The 17,668-nt window shown below is 53.0% G+C and carries 19 protein-coding genes; 11 read left to right on the top strand and 8 right to left on the bottom strand.

Translation table 11 applies throughout. The features are described from left to right. Positions 1 to 61: 61 nt before the first annotated feature. From Q0W94_RS05155 to Q0W94_RS05145, 3 genes are all read right to left on the bottom strand, one after another. A complete protein-coding gene (locus tag Q0W94_RS05155; protein ID WP_297761978.1) occupies positions 62 to 847 on the bottom strand; it encodes an HAD family hydrolase in 786 nt (261 codons plus the stop codon). Between the two features lie 33 nt (positions 848 to 880). Then, positions 881 to 1,579 carry an FxLYD domain-containing protein gene (locus Q0W94_RS05150; RefSeq protein ID WP_297761976.1) on the bottom strand — a complete coding sequence of 233 codons (699 nt, stop codon included), beginning with the start codon at positions 1,577 to 1,579 and terminating at the stop codon, positions 881 to 883. A gap of 141 nt (positions 1,580 to 1,720) precedes the next feature. Further along, a complete protein-coding gene (locus tag Q0W94_RS05145) occupies positions 1,721 to 3,172 on the bottom strand; it encodes an ATP-dependent DNA helicase RecQ (RefSeq protein ID WP_297761974.1) in 1,452 nt (483 codons plus the stop codon). A 194-nt stretch (positions 3,173 to 3,366) separates the two neighbouring features. Here Q0W94_RS05145 and Q0W94_RS05140 point away from each other — a divergent pair, with 194 nt between their 5' ends. Together Q0W94_RS05140 and Q0W94_RS05135 are read left to right on the top strand one after the other, a co-directional pair. Further along, a complete protein-coding gene (locus Q0W94_RS05140; protein WP_297761972.1) occupies positions 3,367 to 3,840 on the top strand; it encodes a hypothetical protein in 474 nt (157 codons plus the stop codon). Between the two features lie 386 nt (positions 3,841 to 4,226). Continuing rightward, positions 4,227 to 4,757, top strand: a complete 531-nt coding sequence (locus tag Q0W94_RS05135; RefSeq protein WP_297761970.1) for an NYN domain-containing protein — start codon at positions 4,227 to 4,229, stop codon at positions 4,755 to 4,757. A gap of 53 nt (positions 4,758 to 4,810) precedes the next feature. Here Q0W94_RS05135 and petD read toward each other — a convergent pair whose 3' ends face one another. Both petD and petB read right to left on the bottom strand, forming a co-directional pair. Continuing rightward, positions 4,811 to 5,296: a cytochrome b6-f complex subunit IV gene (gene petD, locus Q0W94_RS05130; RefSeq protein WP_024125716.1), complete on the bottom strand. Its 486-nt coding sequence runs from the start codon at positions 5,294 to 5,296 to the stop codon at positions 4,811 to 4,813. Positions 5,297 to 5,401: 105 nt separating this feature from the next. Beyond that, positions 5,402 to 6,049 carry a cytochrome b6 gene (gene petB, locus Q0W94_RS05125; protein ID WP_011056639.1) on the bottom strand — a complete coding sequence of 216 codons (648 nt, stop codon included), beginning with the start codon at positions 6,047 to 6,049 and terminating at the stop codon, positions 5,402 to 5,404. Between the two features lie 301 nt (positions 6,050 to 6,350). On the opposite strand from petB, the gene Q0W94_RS05120 reads away from it, so the two are divergent. The 8 genes from Q0W94_RS05120 to nusB all read left to right on the top strand — a co-directional run bounded on the left by Q0W94_RS05120 (position 6,351) and on the right by nusB (position 14,281). After that, on the top strand, positions 6,351 to 6,692 hold the full coding sequence (locus Q0W94_RS05120) for a hypothetical protein (protein WP_297761967.1): 342 nt from the start codon (positions 6,351 to 6,353) through the stop codon (positions 6,690 to 6,692). Between the two features lie 142 nt (positions 6,693 to 6,834). After that, on the top strand, positions 6,835 to 8,121 hold the full coding sequence (locus tag Q0W94_RS05115) for an ABC transporter substrate-binding protein (protein ID WP_297761965.1): 1,287 nt from the start codon (positions 6,835 to 6,837) through the stop codon (positions 8,119 to 8,121). 2 nt (positions 8,122 to 8,123) lie between these two features. Then, the gene (locus Q0W94_RS05110; protein ID WP_297761963.1) at positions 8,124 to 8,615 is read left to right on the top strand and encodes a YajQ family cyclic di-GMP-binding protein; all 492 of its coding nucleotides are present in this window, start codon (positions 8,124 to 8,126) and stop codon (positions 8,613 to 8,615) included. Positions 8,616 to 8,628: 13 nt separating this feature from the next. After that, complete coding sequence (locus Q0W94_RS05105; protein ID WP_297761961.1) at positions 8,629 to 9,168, top strand: DUF2854 domain-containing protein; 540 nt, start codon at positions 8,629 to 8,631, stop codon at positions 9,166 to 9,168. 185 nt (positions 9,169 to 9,353) lie between these two features. Further along, positions 9,354 to 11,309 (top strand): molecular chaperone DnaK, encoded by a 1,956-nt coding sequence (dnaK, locus tag Q0W94_RS05100; protein WP_297762363.1) that lies wholly within the window; start codon positions 9,354 to 9,356, stop codon positions 11,307 to 11,309. A gap of 17 nt (positions 11,310 to 11,326) precedes the next feature. Next, positions 11,327 to 12,448: a molecular chaperone DnaJ gene (gene dnaJ / locus Q0W94_RS05095; protein ID WP_297761959.1), complete on the top strand. Its 1,122-nt coding sequence runs from the start codon at positions 11,327 to 11,329 to the stop codon at positions 12,446 to 12,448. 42 nt (positions 12,449 to 12,490) lie between these two features. After that, complete coding sequence (locus Q0W94_RS05090; RefSeq protein WP_297761957.1) at positions 12,491 to 13,600, top strand: M48 family metallopeptidase; 1,110 nt, start codon at positions 12,491 to 12,493, stop codon at positions 13,598 to 13,600. A 42-nt stretch (positions 13,601 to 13,642) separates the two neighbouring features. Continuing rightward, positions 13,643 to 14,281, top strand: coding sequence for a transcription antitermination factor NusB (nusB, locus tag Q0W94_RS05085; RefSeq protein ID WP_297761955.1), 639 nt, complete (start codon positions 13,643 to 13,645; stop codon positions 14,279 to 14,281). On the opposite strand, the gene Q0W94_RS05080 is transcribed toward nusB, so the two are convergent. Then, positions 14,260 to 14,694 carry a hypothetical protein gene (locus Q0W94_RS05080; RefSeq protein WP_297761953.1) on the bottom strand — a complete coding sequence of 145 codons (435 nt, stop codon included), beginning with the start codon at positions 14,692 to 14,694 and terminating at the stop codon, positions 14,260 to 14,262. The two genes, nusB and Q0W94_RS05080, sit on opposite strands and share 22 nt — an antisense overlap. A 260-nt stretch (positions 14,695 to 14,954) precedes the next feature. Between Q0W94_RS05080 and Q0W94_RS05075 the strand changes: the two genes are divergently transcribed. Continuing rightward, positions 14,955 to 15,188: a hypothetical protein gene (locus Q0W94_RS05075; protein WP_297761951.1), complete on the top strand. Its 234-nt coding sequence runs from the start codon at positions 14,955 to 14,957 to the stop codon at positions 15,186 to 15,188. Here the strand turns inward: Q0W94_RS05075 and aroB are convergent. Then, entirely contained in the window at positions 15,185 to 16,291 is a 1,107-nt protein-coding gene (gene aroB, locus Q0W94_RS05070) for a 3-dehydroquinate synthase (RefSeq protein WP_297761949.1), read from the bottom strand. The two genes, Q0W94_RS05075 and aroB, sit on opposite strands and share 4 nt — an antisense overlap. A gap of 54 nt (positions 16,292 to 16,345) precedes the next feature. Further along, positions 16,346 to 17,611 carry an AmpG family muropeptide MFS transporter gene (locus Q0W94_RS05065; RefSeq protein WP_297761948.1) on the bottom strand — a complete coding sequence of 422 codons (1,266 nt, stop codon included), beginning with the start codon at positions 17,609 to 17,611 and terminating at the stop codon, positions 16,346 to 16,348. Between the last annotated feature and the right edge of the window lie 57 nt (positions 17,612 to 17,668).

Genomic DNA, 17,668 nt, shown 5'->3' with positions numbered 1-17,668 from the left:
ATGTTCCTTCATTCTCAGACTAAGGGGGTAATATTCAATGTAAAACGCTGTGGCCAGAAAATTAGCGCTGACTCACCGTGCTTGTCCACTGCTGGTGCAGCGATCGCAATAGGGGCACATCTACATAGGTTGTCCAACCCACCTCACCGCGCAGAACTTGAAAGGGATAGTCCGGTTCCCCTAGGCAATCCAAAACAAGTGCGGCATCACGAAAATCATGATCCTTGGTGTAGTCAGTAATCGTGATAATGGTCGCTAGGCCACTGGCGGTGGCGGCCTGAATCCCATTGGCCGAATCCTCAAAGGCCAGGCACTCTTGGGGGGAGAGGCGCATCTTTTCAAGGGTGTAGAAGTAAATATCGGGGGCTGGTTTCTTGGCCGGAACCACGTCCCCGGCGGCAATAACCTCAAACCAACTGACGCCATCGGTAGCAAGGGCATTTGCCAAGAGGGCAGTCACATTTTCTGGGGTTGTGGTGGTGGCGATCGCCAGCCGTAATCCCGCTTCACGGGCTTCTGTAAGGAGCCGCTTGACCCCCGGCCGCAGGGGAATTGCTCCTGCGGCTAAGAGCTCCGTATAATAGCGGGTCTTGGCCTGGTGCAAATCGGCAATCAGAGCATCCAAATTTTGGGGGCGTGGCCAATCGGGACGAAAGCAATCAAGGTAATACTTCATCCGCTCCTTACCCCCAGCCACCGCCAGCAGCTGACCATAGAGGGAAACATCCCATTCCCAATCTAGACCGGCCGCAGCAAAGGCCCTGTTGAAGGCCAGACGATGGCCATCCCGCTCCGTATCTGCTAAGGTGCCATCCACATCAAAAATGAGGGCTTTGAGGTGAGCCATAGAGAATTTTTCTGAACCCTTTTAGGCAAAAAATTAACGGAATGACTGTAATTTTACTAGTCGGGCCCGCACTGCTTGATGATTGCCCACAGGTTCACGGAAGTGCCAGGTTTCCTCGGGGCCAAGGCCATAGACCTGTACCGAAACGGCACCGACTTGCTGCCCCGCCTTATCCAGGAGTTCAAAATCCGCCTGAATCATGCGCAAGTGCTCTTGAGTGTAGTTTTTCAGAACGCCCACGATAAACAGGGCATCGCCCTCGAGGTGCCACTTAAAATCGGTCATGGTGACGCCCTCTTGCCCCAGGGTACTGCCAATCAACGGCTGCATTCGTTGCTGTTGCTGCCACTGACCGAGATGATAACTAAAGATCACCAGTAAACTCACCACCCCAGCGGCGATCGCCACCACCCACGGGGCAGAGGAAGCATACACAGGGGCAGCTAAAGCGGGGTTGGGGGGACGCAGATCAATAACCTCTTCCCAATCGGGTTTAGGCGAACCTTGTATGCGGCCAATAATTTTAATGCGGGCAATATCGTCGAGGTGAAACTGTCCCAAGCGAGACTTGAGGAGATCCACCAGGGCACAGTAGTGGGCAACGGTGCCGGGGCGCTTGTTCAAAACAATGTTTAATTGGTTGCGAAACTGATTGACTTGAACAACAACGGCATGTTCTGAAAGTATATCCTGCAGGGTTTCACGAATTTGCTCAACTTGTAGTAGCCCCATGGCCGCAACCCTTACTTGGTAGCAACAGAATCACTGCTGACAAAACTTTTCCCCAACTTTTCCCCGGTAACAGCAAACCGACTGCTCTATGTGCCAGTGTACACAAAGTCACCGTTGAAAAAATCTCTAAAATCTCTAAGTTTACGGTATTTTACAGGGATGACTGGGGGCGTAACAGCGATCGCAATGGCCACAATGCCATCCCCTTGCCTCAGTGGCAAAACCAAAGGCTTGGAGGAGAAACTGCCAGCGGCAGCCCCGGTGATAGACAAATGCTTGCATCAACTGTTCTTGCGTGTCTTTGGGCGGGGAGGGCACCTGGGCCAAGGGGTGACGGCAATAGTGAAAGGGGTCTTGCCAGCGGAGGCTCCCCTGTTGATGCAGTAACGCCAGCGTCAGTTCCACCTCAGGAAAGTGTTGCCGCAGTTGCTGCAGATTGCCCCTGAGGGGCAGCTGCGTCTGAAGTGCCATGGCGCGATTGTAGGTGTCTTGACTTTGGCGCTGAAAAAAATACCAACGCTGTTGATCTTCGCGATCCAAACCCCAGCGATCGCTCACCAAAAGCAGGGCCTGTGCCGGTTGACCATCTCGCCCAGCGCGCCCCACCTCCTGGAGATATTCACTGAGTTGCAGGGGCGGCTGATAGTGGCAAATCCAACGCACATTGGGTTTATTGACTCCTAGACCAAAGGCATTAGTACAGACCACAAAAGGCAGTTTGCCCTGTAACCAATCGCTCTCAATTTGGCGTCGCTGTGCTGCCGGTAGCCCACCATGGTAAGCGGTGGTGCAGTGCCCCTGCCCCTGCAGCCAAGTGGCAATCGTTTCGCAGTCATGGCGGGTGCGGGCATAGATCAATCCTGAGGTCCTCCCCTGCTGTTTGAGAAATTGCCGAAGACAATGGCGGCGATACCCCCGACTCCACACAGAACGTACGGCCAAATGGAGATTGGCACGATAGGGGCTGTGAATGATCTGCACAGGCTGTTCTAGACCCAAAACCTCAATGAGAGTGCGTTGGGCATGGGGAGCGGCAGTGGCGGTAAAGGCCGCGATCGGGAAAGGGGGGTGCTGGGGTTGGCATTGACGCAGGGCCGGTCGCACCGTTCCCAAGCGACGATAAGCGGGTCGAAAGCGATCGCCCCACTGCACAAGGCAATGGGCTTCATCCACAATCAAGCCATTGAGTTGCACCGGCCCTGAACAGAGGGATTGCCAAAGCGGGCTAGAAAATAGCGACTCCGGCGAAAGATACAGCAAACGGTAGTCCCGCAGATGCGACAGAATCTGGCGGCGTTGGCTGCTGGGCAGTTCACTGTGATAGGCGGCGGCCGCAAGACCCCGTTGCCGCAATTCAGCGATCTGATTTTCCATGAGGGCAAGGAGTGGTGAGATCACCAACGTCAAGCCCCCTTGAAGCACGGCTGGCAACTGAAAACAAAGACTTTTGCCCGCGCCCGTCGGCAGGACAACTAAGGCGTCCCGTCGTTGCAAGAGTGCGGTCATCACCGCTGCTTGGGGCGATCGCAACTCAGAATAGCCCCAGTAATGTCGTAGGGCGGCCTGTATCGGCTTTAAATCGGCGTCTGGCATTACACTGGCCTAAACCCTGAGATCATTTTAAGAATTGTCAGCGCTGCAGAAAGCGGCACAGTCTTCTGGAGGCAGCAAGAGAAGTCAATTTAGAATAAATTTAGAATAATTTTAAGCAAAAAATCCTAGGATGCCTAACACCCCTTAGACCTATCACTGTTGCCGAAGTGTAAAACGCTTATGGAGATGAACCTATGGGCATGAAATTGGTGCCACTGGTATGCGTGGCAATGGTGGCAGCGGTGGTCGCTCCGGCAACTGCCCAAAGCCGCCGCCAAACTGTTGATCTCAATCAGCTTCCTATTAGCCAACCCACCCTACCAGAGGCTATTGATCGCATCAGTGGCACGCAGGGATACTGGCGGGATGACTCGATCGCTGGCGATGCCGCCTTTACCTTTGGTGCACCCACCTATCGGGATAATGACATCAGCAACCGAGCACAGCAAATTAACTATTTTTCTACGGATGCATGGTATCAGCAAAGCAATCACCCCCCCATTCGCACCCGTGATCTCGATAGTCCCTTCTGTACCTCGATGTACGGTACGCCTTTTCCCTGTAATTTGATGGTGGAGTCGTCGCTGCCACCCTCGCAACCGCCCCTCTTTGCCCCCCCACCCCGCCCAGCAGCGATGCCGGCTCCACCAGTACGTGCCCGGTATTGAAAATTTGTGGGAAAACGTTAACGATTGGGGGCACTGCCCCCTTTTTGGCCTTTTAAGGGGCGATCGCCAAGGAAAAAACTGTAGCATCTCCTATGGAGTTCCATTAAAATAGATTGCAGTGATTAAAAAAGCATTAATAAATGTTTTCTCTTTCTTAAAAGTGTTCCCACTGAACTAATAGCCAACTTTTATTTGTCTGATTACTAGCAATCGCAGAACTGTTCGTATGTTTTTACCCTGTTACCTGTTGATGGGCGGGCTCCTCTTCTTTTGAATCCTGTTAAGCGCTCTCCTAAGGAAATCTATAAAACCCATCCCCTATTCAAGCTTCTGTCAACTGTTCTCCTATTACCCATACATTACTGATCCATAGGTTCCCCCTAATTATGCTTCCCTTTCAAGAACGGCTCTCAATTTTTATCGATGGCAATAATATGTTCTATGCCCAGCAGAAAAACGGCTGGTTTTTCGATCCCCGTCGCGTTCTCGAATTCTTCACCCGCGATCCCAACATTGTATTGGTGAATGCTTTTTGGTACACCGGCCTCAAGGATATGCAAGATCAGCGTTCGTTTCGCGATGCACTCATTAACCTTGGCTATACCGTGCGCACAAAGCTGTTGAAAGAATACTACGACGAAACCCTTGGCAGGTACTACCAAAAAGCCAATTTAGACATTGAAATTGTGATTGATATGTTCAATACCGTTGGTCAGTACGATCGCGTGGTTCTCTTTAGCGGCGATGGTGATTTTGAGCGAGCGATCGAGCTGCTGCGTTCCAAAAACACCCATATCACAGTTGTTTCCACCGAAGGGATGATTGCGCGGGAACTGCGCAACGCCACTGATCGTTACATCGATCTCAATGAAATTCGCCCGTTTATTGAAAAAATTGACCCGCAACATTCAAATTAAAAAGCGCACCCAGCATTGCTAGATGCGCAAGTCATGGCGTATTTTCTAGGTGCTTAGAACAGGCCAAGAGTGAGGGACTTATCTAAGGGGAAAGCTGCACCAATACCCAGCCACAGCGTCACCAGTGTGCCAAAGAGGAAGACCGTCATGGCCACAGGACGACGGAAAGGGTTTTGAAACTTATTGACACTTTCAATGAAAGGAATCAGCATCAAGCCCAAGGGAATGGAGGCATTGATGAGCACACCCAACAGCTTGTTGGGTACCACCCGGAAAATCTGGAAGGTGGGATAGAGATACCACTCTGGCAAAATTTCCAAGGGGGTGGCAAAGGGATCCGCCGGTTCACCCACCATGGCAGGATCCATCACCGCCAGCCCGATCACAAGGGCGATCGTGCCCATAATCACCACAGGGAAGATATAGAGCAGGTCATTGGGCCAAGCGGGCTCGCCATAGTAGTTGTGGCCCATGCCTTTTTTCAGCTTTGCCCGCAGTGCCGGATTGGTCAAATCAGGCTTTTTCAAAACTTTTGCCATAAATCAATCGTTCTCCTAGAGGGTCAGCAAGGGGGAGATTACTTGGAGCATAACAAGTAGAACCGCTAAAAATAGCAGGCTCTGTTACATTTCTTGATGCCTAAATTACAGGGGACCCGAAATGCCCTGCTTACGAATCATCAAGAAGTGCATCAGCATAAAGACGGCGATCGACCAAGGGAGCACAAAGGTGTGCAAGCTATAGAAGCGAGTGAGGGTGGCTTGACCAACACTTTCACCACCACGCATCAGTTCCACCAGTTGGTCACCCACCACGGGAATCGCTGCAGGGATACCGGAAACGATTTTGACCGCCCAATAGCCCACTTGGTCCCAAGGCAGGGAGTAGCCCGTGACACCAAAGCTGACGGTAATCACCGCCAAGACCACACCCGTCACCCAAGTGAGTTCGCGGGGTTTCTTGAAGCCACCGGTAAGATAGACACGAAAGACGTGCAGAATCATCATCAAGACCATCATGCTGGCGGACCACTTGTGAATGGAGCGGATCAACCAGCCAAAGTTGACCTCATTCATGATGTACTGCACAGAAGCAAAGGCTTCAGCCACCGTAGGTTTGTAGTAAAACGTCATGGCAAAGCCTGTGGCAAATTGGATGAGAAAACAGGTGAGGGTAATGCCACCAAGACAGTAAAAAATGTTTACGTGGGGCGGCACATACTTGCTGGTGATATCGTCAGCGATCGCCTGAATTTCGAGGCGTTCCTCAAACCAGTCGTAAACTTTGTTCATAAGAGTGATTAGTCCTGCGAAACCGCTGCTTTACTTTGAAAAATGTAACATAAGCCCTCTCAGACTTTCCACATTCAGCTACAGCCCTTTTCCCAGGGGTAGAACACCCTGAAAACTGTGAAAACCTAGAGGTTGGCCTCCCCTTGATGTGTCCCACTTTATAGAAATAGGGATGCACAGGCGCTTTCAGGTTGATTGGTGCCACCTGCCGTCCGATAATAAAGTCTCAACAGCTTCAGGACGCCTTGGAGCTGTACCCTCTACTACCTGCACGCATAACGACCGCTTGGGAGGCTTTGAGATGAATCTGTTGAAGAAACTGTTTGGTCCTATCTTTGGTCTATTGGGGGCGATCGCCAAACTCTTTGGCTTGGGCAAAAAGGGCGAATTTTACATTGAATTAGATGGCAATACGGCTGCCCCTGCTGCACCGCCAACCCCTACTAAAGCAACAGAACCTGCTCCGACCCCTGAACCTGCTGCGGCGCCTCAACCCGCTCAAGCCGTTGCCACCGCTCCCGCAGAACCCACACCTACCCCTGTTGTTCCCAGTGTTCCTTACACCCGTTTTGCCCGTCGGCGTCCGGGAGCCAATATGGCTGCATTCTTGAACATGGCGCGGCAAGTTCGTCCCTCGACCTAGGAAAACTCATTCACAGAGCATTAGATGCAAAGGGGCTGGTGATGTCGGAATGCCCCTTTTTTTGTCCAAGGTCTCGTCTCCGTGCATTGCAATATCTCCCTAGTTGCAGTAGGATTCTGGCAAATTGCGAGACTGTATAGCTATGGGTCAACAGCCGTCAAGCGGATGGGCAGCCGCCAAAATTTTGGCAGGGTTACTCCTTCTCTTTACCATTGGTGCCTGCGAGGCGGATACTACTACCACCACTCCCACAGCAGCAGGGCTGCGCATTGGTTCATTATTGCCCGCAACCGGTGACCTCGCCTCCGTGGGAACCCCCATTGCTGAGGTAGTGCCCCTGCTGGTGGAAACCGTCAATGCCTGTGGTGGTGTTAATGGCCAGCCCGTCACGCTCATTGCTGCCGATGATCAATCTAATCCCGCCTCTGGGGCAGAAGCAATGACGAAGCTGGTCGAGATTGACCGAGTCGCAGGGGTGGTTGGCTCCTTTGGCAGCAGTGTCTCGAACGCCGCAGCCGATATTGCCACCCGCGGTCAGGTGATGTTGATTTCGCCGGGCAGTACTAGTACACTGCTCACAGAACGGGCTAAGAAAGGGGACTTTAAGGGCTATTGGGCACGTACTGCTCCCCCTGATAACTACCAAGCCCAAGCCCTCGCCCAACTGGCCAAACAGCAAGGCTATCAAAGGGTTTCTACAGTTGTCATCAACAACGACTATGGCCGCAGCTTTGAGCAGGAATTTACCCGTGCTTTTAAAGCCCTAGGGGGCACAGTGATCAATGAAGACCGCCCGACCCGTTATGATGAGCGGGCAACCACCTTCACAACAGAGGCCGCTGCTGCCTTTGGCGGCAAACCGGATGCTGTGGTGGCCATTCTGTATCCGGAAACTGGCAGCTTGCTCCTAAAATCCGCTTTTGAGCAAGGCCTTACCCAAAACGTGGCCATTCTCCTCACCGATGGTGTGAAGTCTGAAAGTTTCCCAGAGCAAGTGGGACGCACTCCCGATGGCAAATACATTATTGCCGGCGCCAAGGGCACCGTTCCCGGTGCCGATGGTAAAGCTCTCGCTGAACTGCAAAAACTCTGGAGAACAAAAAAAGGTGGTGATCTCCCTGCCTTTGGCGCTCAGGCTTGGGATGCCGCCGCGCTCCTTGTATTGGCTGCCCAGGCCGCCGGACAAAATACCGGTGAAGGGATTCGCAGCAAGGTGCGAGAGGTGGCCAATCCACCAGGGGAAGAAGTGGATGATGTGTGCGCCGGGCTAGCTTTACTGCGGCAAGGTAAAGATATTAACTACCAAGGCGCCAGTGGCAATGTGGATATTGATGAAAATGGCGATGTTGTGGGCGTCTATGACATTTGGGAGGTCACCAATGACGGTAAATTAAAGGTAATTGGTCAGGTGAATCCCCAAAAACCCTAGGCATGGCAAGCACGTTTTCCTTTGATATTGTGAGTGATTTTGACTGGCAAGAGCTGGTCAATGCGGTGGATCAGACTGAGCGAGAGATCAAAGCCCGCTATGACCTTAAGGATACCCAGACTACCCTTGAACTGACAAAAGAGGGACTGACGATTCACACCGAGAGTGAGTTTACACTCAATTCAGTACAAACAATTCTGCAGCAGAAGGCAGCGAAGCGGCAGCTGTCTCTGAAAATCTTTGACTATGGGCCTGTGGAGGCAGCGGGGGGCCAACGGGTCAAACAGTTTATTAAATTGCGGCGCGGTATCCATTCAGAACTAGCCAAGGAAATTAGCAAGCTCATCCGCAATGAATTTAAGAAGGTGCAGGCCTCAATCCAAGGGGATGTGGTGCGAGTCAGTGCCAAGTCAAAGGATGATCTACAAGCGGTAATTCAACGCCTGAAAACGGAAGATTATCCCGTGCCATTACAATTTACCAATTATCGTTAAGGGTTGAAGGGCCATGGTGGGGTCTATATCGCTGGGAACGTTGGGGCTCATTGTCGGTTTACTGCTGACGGGGGTGGGGGTAGCGGCCTATGCGGCGGGGAATGCCACCTTGAATCTAGCTGGCTTTTTCTATGGTGTGCCCCTACTGTTGGGCGGATTGGCCTTAAAGGCGGCAGAACTGAAGCCGGTGCCCTATCGTGAAGCCCCGACCCCAGCGGCGATCGCCGGCCGTGCCCAAGCCACAGCCACCCAAACCCAAATCCGCAGGGATGTGACCCGCTATCGTTATGGTCAAGAAGCCCACCTCGATAGCACATTGGCTAGTTTAGGCCTGAGTCCTTCGAATGTCGAGCGTCCTGTCTTGGTGGCGATCGCCGAGACGCTAACCGATGGCGCCTATACATTAATTTTGGAATTTGACTCCCCGGCGGTTCCCCTTGAGGTGTGGCAAGCAAAGCAAGCCAAGATGCAGACGTTCTTTGGCCCGAACATTCGGGTAACCATTACCGCTCAGGGCAATGACCGTGTAGCAGTGGCGCTGATTCGCGACTAGGCCTGTGGTCAACCCTGTGCCAGTTGACTAAGATTATTCCTAGATACTTTTGCCCTGAGTTCAGGTGTTAGGATAGCATCATCATTGCGGCATTCTAACCTAAAGAGTTAAGACTTTTTGCAAGAAGTCTTCTTTGCAAGGAGTCTCCTCTTAACAGCGCGTTTTTGGAAGCGGCGATTACGGCTATGGGTAAGGTCATTGGTATTGACTTGGGAACGACTAATAGTTGTGTGGCGGTCCTAGAAGGGGGAAATCCCGTCGTGATCCCCAGTGCAGAGGGCGGGCGGACCACCCCGAGTATTGTCGCCTTTGGCAAATCGGGCGAACGGCTGGTGGGTCAACTGGCTAAGCGACAAGCTGTCACCAATGCTGAAAACACCATTTTTAGTATCAAGCGGTTTATTGGTCGCCGTTGGGAAGAGACCGCTGAAGAGCGTGCCCGCGTCCCCTACACCTGTGTGCCAGGTCGCGATGGCATGGTGGATGTGCAGATTCGCGATCGCCCCTACACCCCCCAAGAAATTTCGGCCATGATCCTGCAAAAGTTGAAGCAGGATGCGGAGGCCTATCTAGGGGAACCCGTGACCCAAGCCGTAATTACGGTGCCGGCCTATTTTAGTGATGCGCAGCGCCAAGCGACCAAAGATGCGGGGGCGATCGCCGGCCTAGAGGTGCTGCGGATTATCAATGAACCCACCGCCGCCGCCTTGGCCTACGGCATTGACAAGCAGGATCAAGATCAAACCATTCTGGTTTTTGACTTGGGCGGTGGCACCTTTGATGTCTCGATTCTGCAACTGGGGGATGGGGTCTTTGAGGTGCGCTCCACAGCTGGCAACAATCACCTAGGGGGCGACAACTTTGACGAATGTATTCTTGATTGGCTCTTGGCCTGCTTCAAGGAGCAGGAGGGAATCGATCTCTCCAAGGACAAAATGGCCCTGCAGCGCCTCCGCGAAGCTGCCGAAAAGGCAAAAGTGGAGTTATCGGGCACCCTGAGTACTTCCATTAACCTGCCCTTCATTACCGCTGATGAAACGGGGCCTAAGCACCTTGAAATGGAACTTACCCGCAGTAAATTTGAGGAACTCTGCGCCCACTTGGTGCAGGCCACCCTCGAACCGATGCAGCAGGCGATCGCCGATGCCGGCCTTACCGTTGAAGACATTGACCGCGTATTACTCGTCGGTGGTTCTACCCGTATTCCCGCTATTCAGGAGTTGGTGAAGCGATTCTGTGGCAAAAATCCCGATCGCTCTGTTAATCCCGATGAAGCAGTTGCCATAGGTGCCGCCATTCAAGGGGGGATTCTGGGCAAGGAAACCACCGTCAAAGATCTCCTGCTGCTGGATGTCACGCCCCTCTCGTTGGGGCTGGAAACCCTGGGCGGTGTATTTACAAAAATTATTGAACGCAACACTACCCTGCCCACCAGTAAAACTCAGACTTTTTCCACCGCTAGCGATGGCCAAACGGTGGTGGAAATTGCCGTCTATCAAGGGGAGCGCCCCATTGCTAAGGACAATAAACAACTGGCCTGCTTTGAACTCACGGGGATTGCCCCCGCCCCGCGGGGGGTGCCGCAAATTGATGTTACGTTTGATATTGATGCCAACGGTATCCTGAGTGTGTCTGCCGTCGATCGCGCCACGGGCCGCCAACAAAGTGTGCGCATCACCAATCGCGGTGGCCTCAGCAGCATGGAAATCGAGCGCATGCGTCAAGAAGCGCAAATTTATGCCCAAGCAGACCAAATCAAGAAAGAGATTGCCGAACTGCGCAACCAAGCGGATGCTCTGCTCTACAGCTATGAATCAACAATCAAAAACCATGGCATTACCCTGACCCCAGATCTGCGGGCACGCATTGAGCCAGTGGTTCAGAGTATGCAGGCCGCGATGGTGGATGACAACATTACCCCCGATGAAATTCGCAAGCGCATGGAAGCCCTGCAGCAGGCCTTAGTCACCTTGGGGAGCCTGGTGTATCAACAGACGGCAGGCGGTTCAATGATGACCTCAACCCCGACAATAGGGGGAGCTACGATGAGTTCCCAAGCAACTCAAGTTTTAGATAGTGAGGCCACAATAATCAGCGATAATGAAGAAACAGTTGTTTCAGATTATGAAGCGGTTGATTAATTTAGGTAACGGTGGCTATGGCTCGTGATTTCTATGAGATCCTAGGTGTCTCACGGTCTGCAGATGCTGAAGAATTAAAACGGGCCTATCGGCGCTTGGCTCGCAAGTATCACCCCGATGTCAACAAAGAACCGGGCGCTGAAGAAAAGTTCAAGGAAATCAACCGCGCCTACGAGGTGCTCTCGGATCCCCAAGCGCGAGCCAACTACGATCGCTTTGGCGAAGCCGGCGTGAGTGGTGTCGGAGCTGCTGGCTTTAGTGACTTTGGTATTGGCGATATGGGTGGCTTCGCCGATATTTTTGAAACCTTCTTTGGGGGCTTTGCCACTGGCAGTCGGCGGCAGCAAAGACCGACTCGAGGTGATGATCTACGCTATGACCTGAAACTGGAATTTCGCGAAGCCGTTTTTGGCGGTGAAAAGGAAATTCGCATTAACCATTTGGAAACCTGTAAGACCTGTCAAGGCACAGGGGCAAAGCCCGGCACACGACCAGTGACCTGTAGTACCTGTGGTGGTATTGGTCAGGTGCGGCGATCGGCACGAACCCCCTTTGGCAGTTTTACCCAGCTAACCACCTGTCCAACCTGTGGCGGTTCCGGCGTGGTGATTGAAGATCGCTGTGAGTCCTGTGGCGGCCAAGGCCATATCCAAGTCAGCAAAAAGCTAAAAATTACCATTCCCGCTGGGGTGGACAACGGCACGCGGCTGCGGGTCTCAGGGGAAGGGGATGCCGGTTTGCAGGGAGGGCCTCCTGGCGATCTCTACGTCTATCTTTTTGTTCAACCTGATCCTGAGTTTCAGCGCGAAGGCAACAACATCCTGTCGCGGATTAAAATTAGCTACCTGCAAGCGATTCTGGGCTGTCGGATTCCCGTCAGCACGGTGGATGGGGAGGCAGAACTGAAAATTCCCGCAGGGACCCAACCCGGGACCGTGTTAGTCCTAGAAGGTCGCGGTGTTCCCCGGGTAGGCAATCCCGTGGCGCGGGGCGATCACCTCATTACCGTTGATGTCGAAATTCCCACCCATATCACCCATGAGGAGCGAGAGCTGCTGGAGAAATTGGCGAAAATTCGCGGTGAGCGCCTGGGCAAAGGCGGTTTAGAGGGCTTCCTCGGCAGTCTATTTGGTGGCTAGGGAGTATTGCCTAAAATAGAAAAAATGTTGGGGGCGCTGGCGATGCTGACTGAGGTTTTGACAGCCTTGGATCAAGGAAATTTTCAGCAGGCAGAGCAATTGCTGGCTACTTTGCCTCCGGGGGATGCCCGTGTACTTCTATGCCGAGGCCAACTCTATCTCAAGACAAACCGGCTAGAGGCGGCTGAGTCAGACTTTCGCCAATTACTGCGGCTAAACTGTGGCCCCAAGCTGATGCAAATGGCACGGCGCGGCCTTGAAAAAATTGAGCAAATTCGCCAACAGCAGCGGCAGCAGGCCATTTTAGAAACCCATACTGTCTTGGGGGTAGAGCAGCAGGGCGTTCTGATCCTCGAAGGGGTGACCGCCTCGGAGCAGCGGCTGCTTCTTGCCCGCCTTTTGGCCACCATGTTTAAGATTGATCCCTACACGGCGCGCCTTTTGATCCCGTCGCAGGGCTGGCGTTTGATCCGCACGGGCAACTTTGCGGAACTCACCGTTTATTGCCAAGAACTAAAGCAGCAGGGGTTTGCCCTCTTTTGTGTCCCCCTTGAGGCGCTGACGGCCACACCCGTCCTGCAGGTGCGTTATTTTGCAGCCTTAGAGCCACAGCCGCGTGTGGTGTGTACCACTTCCCTATCCTCAGAGCCAGTGGAGTTTACGTTTACTTGGTCACAGGTCAGCCAGCGAGTGGAGGGGTTGCTGCCGATTTTTGAGCAGGTGTTCGACCGCGATCGCCAAGGGAAAGTCACCCGCAAAGAACAAATTCAGGATCATGCCCAGTGCTGTGATCTCCACCTGTTGCAGCAAAATCAAATCCTGCGCTTTTATCGCGGTGGTTACCAGTTTCACCAAGGGATTCCCCTGAGTAAAGTGGCAGAGGTAATCCAGAGTGAGTTGCATTTGGATCAAAATACCTCATGGGCGAAGTGGCGGCAGTTATCGAGTCTTTGGCAGCAGCACTGTGGCGATCGCCCCGTCTGGCAAGACTTTACCAGCTTTGCAGAAACCGCCTTGGACTTTACAGAACTCTTGAGTAAAATCCCCCCGCATATTCACCTCTTTCGCCGTGAGGACAGTCCTTGGGATGCCGCCTTCATGCTCTACAGCAGTTTGGCCTTTCACCGTGCCCGCAGTGGCAGCAACCGCTAAGCTAGAAAAAGACTGCTATTGCCCTCCCTGAAGGATGAACCTATGACCACCGCTCGCCGCGTTGCTCGGGAACTTGCGTTGCTCAGTGCCGCTCAACTGTTACGCCAACCGAAACTGCTGGATGAAAGCGACTGCCGCAGTTTGATCCTGATGGCTGTACGTACACTGGCGAGTGATGTGCGCGATACCCTCGAACAGGCCGGCACCGAACTTAGTGAAAGTCAACGCCTGCTCCGGCACAGTGAATTCCAGTTGCCCCACCTGGAAAAGGCACAGATGGTGCTGCAGGATGCCCTGCAGCGGGCGGAAAAGGGCTTGAACAAAATAGGCGCTGCTCTGGATTTACCTGAGATCCTCTACTTTGCCCATCAGGAGGAGGTTCAGGCCTACGCGATCGCCCTCCTTCGCTGTTTACAGCGATACCAAACGGAGATTGAAGAACTGGTAAATCGCTCAATGGTGGATTGGCAATTGGAGCGGCTGACGCAGCTAGATCGTGCCATTATTGAAATTGCTGTAGTCGAAATGCGTTACCTTGAGGTCGCTAAGCAGGTGGCAATTAACGAGGCTATTGAACTGGCCAAACGCTATAGCGATGAGGGCAGCCACCGCTTTATCAATGGCGTGCTGCGACGGATTAGCGAAGTCCTTAACACGGCTCAGGCAGCCACTGGTAACTGAAAGGACTGCCACAATTGCTGCCGCCCCAACTCCACGTCCTCAGGCCGGCATTGCCAGTGGGGATGGGCACTCATCACTAAACTTTCGAGGGTTTCGCGATCAAAAAGATGCCAAACGGGCGCACCAGCAACAGGGTGGGCGATCGCCAGCAGATTTTCAGCAACACAGTGAATTTCTAAGCAGGTAGCCGCCCGCTGAATTTGCAATTGCTGCCCCGGTAGGAGCGATCGCACCGCCGCCATGATCTCCCGTAGCTCGGAGATGCTCTGGACGCAGACTCCCGGAATGGCCACCCGCTGCTGGGGATCTCCATTGACTTGCAGCCAATAGTGACGACTGGGATCAATTCCCAAAAGCCAAGGATCAACATCATCTAAGCGATAACGGGGAGCCAAGGAGAGTCCGTGCATCATTTACCCATTTCCTAAATCACAGCATTGATATCGGGCGATCGCTAGGGATCACGCTTCCCTTATGTAGTGTGATAAGTCTGCTTTATTTAATCAATCGAAGTTAATAATGCTTAATTTTTTGCTAATATTTGTTAACAAAACCCCGTTTTACCCCTAGGGAGATCAGAGTTTTGTTACAGCAGCTACAGTGACGCCAGGGAAAATTGATTAAAATAAGGTTAAAAATAGGTTAACGCCTGCCGGCAAAGGATAGATAAGCAATGGATAAATACGAGTTTTTATATCCCCAGAGCCGTTACCATGGTAAGTTTACACCTGAAAACTTTTTATTTGACGCCAACTTGCAGGAATTTGCGACCCGCGTGAGCTACATTGCCAGCCTCGAAAACAGCGGCAAACTCTCCCCGCAGGAAGCCTATAGGCAAATTAAAAATCTCTGGAAAGAATTAAAAGCCAGCAAAAAATGTTTGCTAGATACCCCACCCTCTAGCTAGGCCTGCAGGCGATGGAGTGTCTCTCGAATCAGTTCTGCCGGTACCTGATCAAAAATTTCCCCATGACCAATGGCGGTGGGGAGAATAAACCGTACATTTTGCGCCTGAACCTTCTTGTCGTGCTGCAGGAGTGCCAGCAGTCCCTCCACATCAAAGTGGGCGGGGATCGTTGTTGGCAGCTTTGCTTTGAGAATCAGTGCCCGTTGGGCAGCGGCGGCTGCCGCTGACCAATATCCCAAGGCCACAGCCAGTTCCGCAGCGGCAATCATACCAATGGCCACCGCCTCGCCGTGGTTCAAGAGCCGGTAATTGCCCATACTTTCAAGGGCATGGCCAATCGTATGCCCATAATTCAAAATGGCACGCAGCCCCGCCTCCCGCTCATCCTTGCTAACTACATCCACCTTCGCTTGGCAGGAACGCTGCAGGACTTGGATCAACTGCTCAGAGGGCAAAGCACCCATGCGATCCAAGCGCGGCAGCTGACTTAACAAATCAAATAGCTCAGCATCCCAAATAACGCCGTACTTAATTACCTCGGCCATGCCAGCACGAAATTCTCGCGGGGGCAGGGTTGCCAAAACATCGGGATCAATGACCACCAGACGGGGTTGATGAAAGGCACCAATGAGATTTTTGCCTTGGGGATGGTTTACCCCTGTTTTCCCGCCAATGGCCGCATCCACCATCGCCAACAGACTGGTGGGAATCTGAACCACCGCAATTCCCCGCAGCCATGTCGCTGCCGCAAAGCCAGTCATGTCGCCAATGACACCACCGCCAAGGGCAAAGAGGGTGGAACCCCGTTCTAAACGCTGACTTAGGGCAGCATCATAAATTTTTTCAACAGTTCTGAGGGTTTTGTAGCGTTCCCCCGCCGGTAGGATGCAGGGAACAACCCGCCAGCCCCCTTGTGTTAATGCCTCTTGCACATCCGTGCCGTAGTGCCGCCAAATTTGTGGATTAGACACAATGAGGGCGGGGGCTTGCGGGGTCAAGGGCGTATATTCGGCCAAAAGGGCAGGCAACTGCCGCCGGCTGTTGGCACCAATGGCAATCCAGTAGGAGTGCTCACCAAGGGGAACGGGAATCAGCGTTGTCATTGTCGGATTTGCTGGGGACATCGACACTCGGTATTTTGTATTTTCAATGTATTTTCAATCATCACTGCCGGGGCGGGGAAAGGCTGGCCTTGCTTGCCAAGGCGCAAAAAACGGCAAAAGCAGCAGCGCTGGTAAGGCAGCGCCAATTGTAAAGAGAAAAAAGAGTGGCCACCCCATCATTTCTGCCGCTTTACCCGCAGGGGCCGCCAGGATATCCCGACTAAAAGCAAAGAGACTAGAAAGCAGCGCATACTGTGTGGCACTAAATTGGGGGTTGCAAAGACTCATTAAAAGAGCCGTCAAAGCAGCGATCGCCAGCCCACCGCAGAAGTTATCAATGCCAATGGCAGCCACCATCACTGTTGGATTGGCACCGGCATTGGCCAAAGCAAAGTAGGAGATATTGCTAGAAGCTTGCAATCCCCCCATAATCCACAGGGCACGGTGAATACCAATTTGACTGATCACCGCTCCCCCGACAAGGGCGCCAAAGAGGGTGGCAATCAGCCCCACCCCCCCCTGTACGGCGCCAATTTGGGTTTGGCTAAAGCCCTGCTGCAACAGGAAAGGAGTCATCATGTTGCCCGTGAGGGCATCCCCCAAGCGATAGAGGCAGATAAAGAGCAAGATAATTAACCCCGTTCCCCAGCCGTAGCGCTGGAAAAAATCAAGGAAGGGTCGAATGACTGCCTGTGCCAATGACGGAGGAGCCGGGGGATGCACCTCTGGTTCTGGTGCCCAAAGGGTAGTGACCATGCCCACCACCATAAGCAGCGCCATCAGGGCGTAAACCACTGGCCAGGGCAGTTGATCCGCAAGGATCAAGGCGAGGGAACCGGTGACCAAAAGCGCAATGCGATAGCCAAGGACATAAATACCCGCACCTGCTCCCATTTCAAGGGGTTCGAGGACATCGGCACGGTAGGCATCCACAGCAATATCTTGACTGGCGCTCAAGAAGGCAATAGCGAAGGCATTGATCGCCAACAGCTGCAGGCTCCTACTGGGATCCTGCACCGCCATCAGGGCGATCGCCCCCAACAGCAGCACCTGAATCAGCAGCAACCAGCCCCGCCGCCGTCCCAAAAAGGGAATCCTATAGCGATCCAGCAAGGGTGACCAGAGAAACTTCAGGGAGTAGGGCAACGCCACCAGGCTAAAGAGGCCAATGGCCGTCAAGTCAATGCCCTCAACGGTCATCCAGGCTTGCAGTGTTCGGCTGGTGAGAAACAGGGGCAACCCTGACGAAAAACCTAACAAGAGCAGTGCCGCCATTTTGCGACTTTGAAAAACCCGTAGGGCTGCGCCGATTCCCGCCATTCATTTCGTTCCACTGCTTGAGACTTGCCCTAGTGTAGAGCAAAAGCGGCAGTCACC

It is taken from the genome of Thermosynechococcus sp. (genome assembly GCF_025999095.1).
Taxonomy (GTDB): Bacteria; Cyanobacteriota; Cyanobacteriia; order Thermosynechococcales; family Thermosynechococcaceae; genus Thermosynechococcus.
The sequence above is the reverse complement of the archived record's forward strand: the minus strand, read 5'-3'. Positions and strand labels throughout refer to the sequence as shown.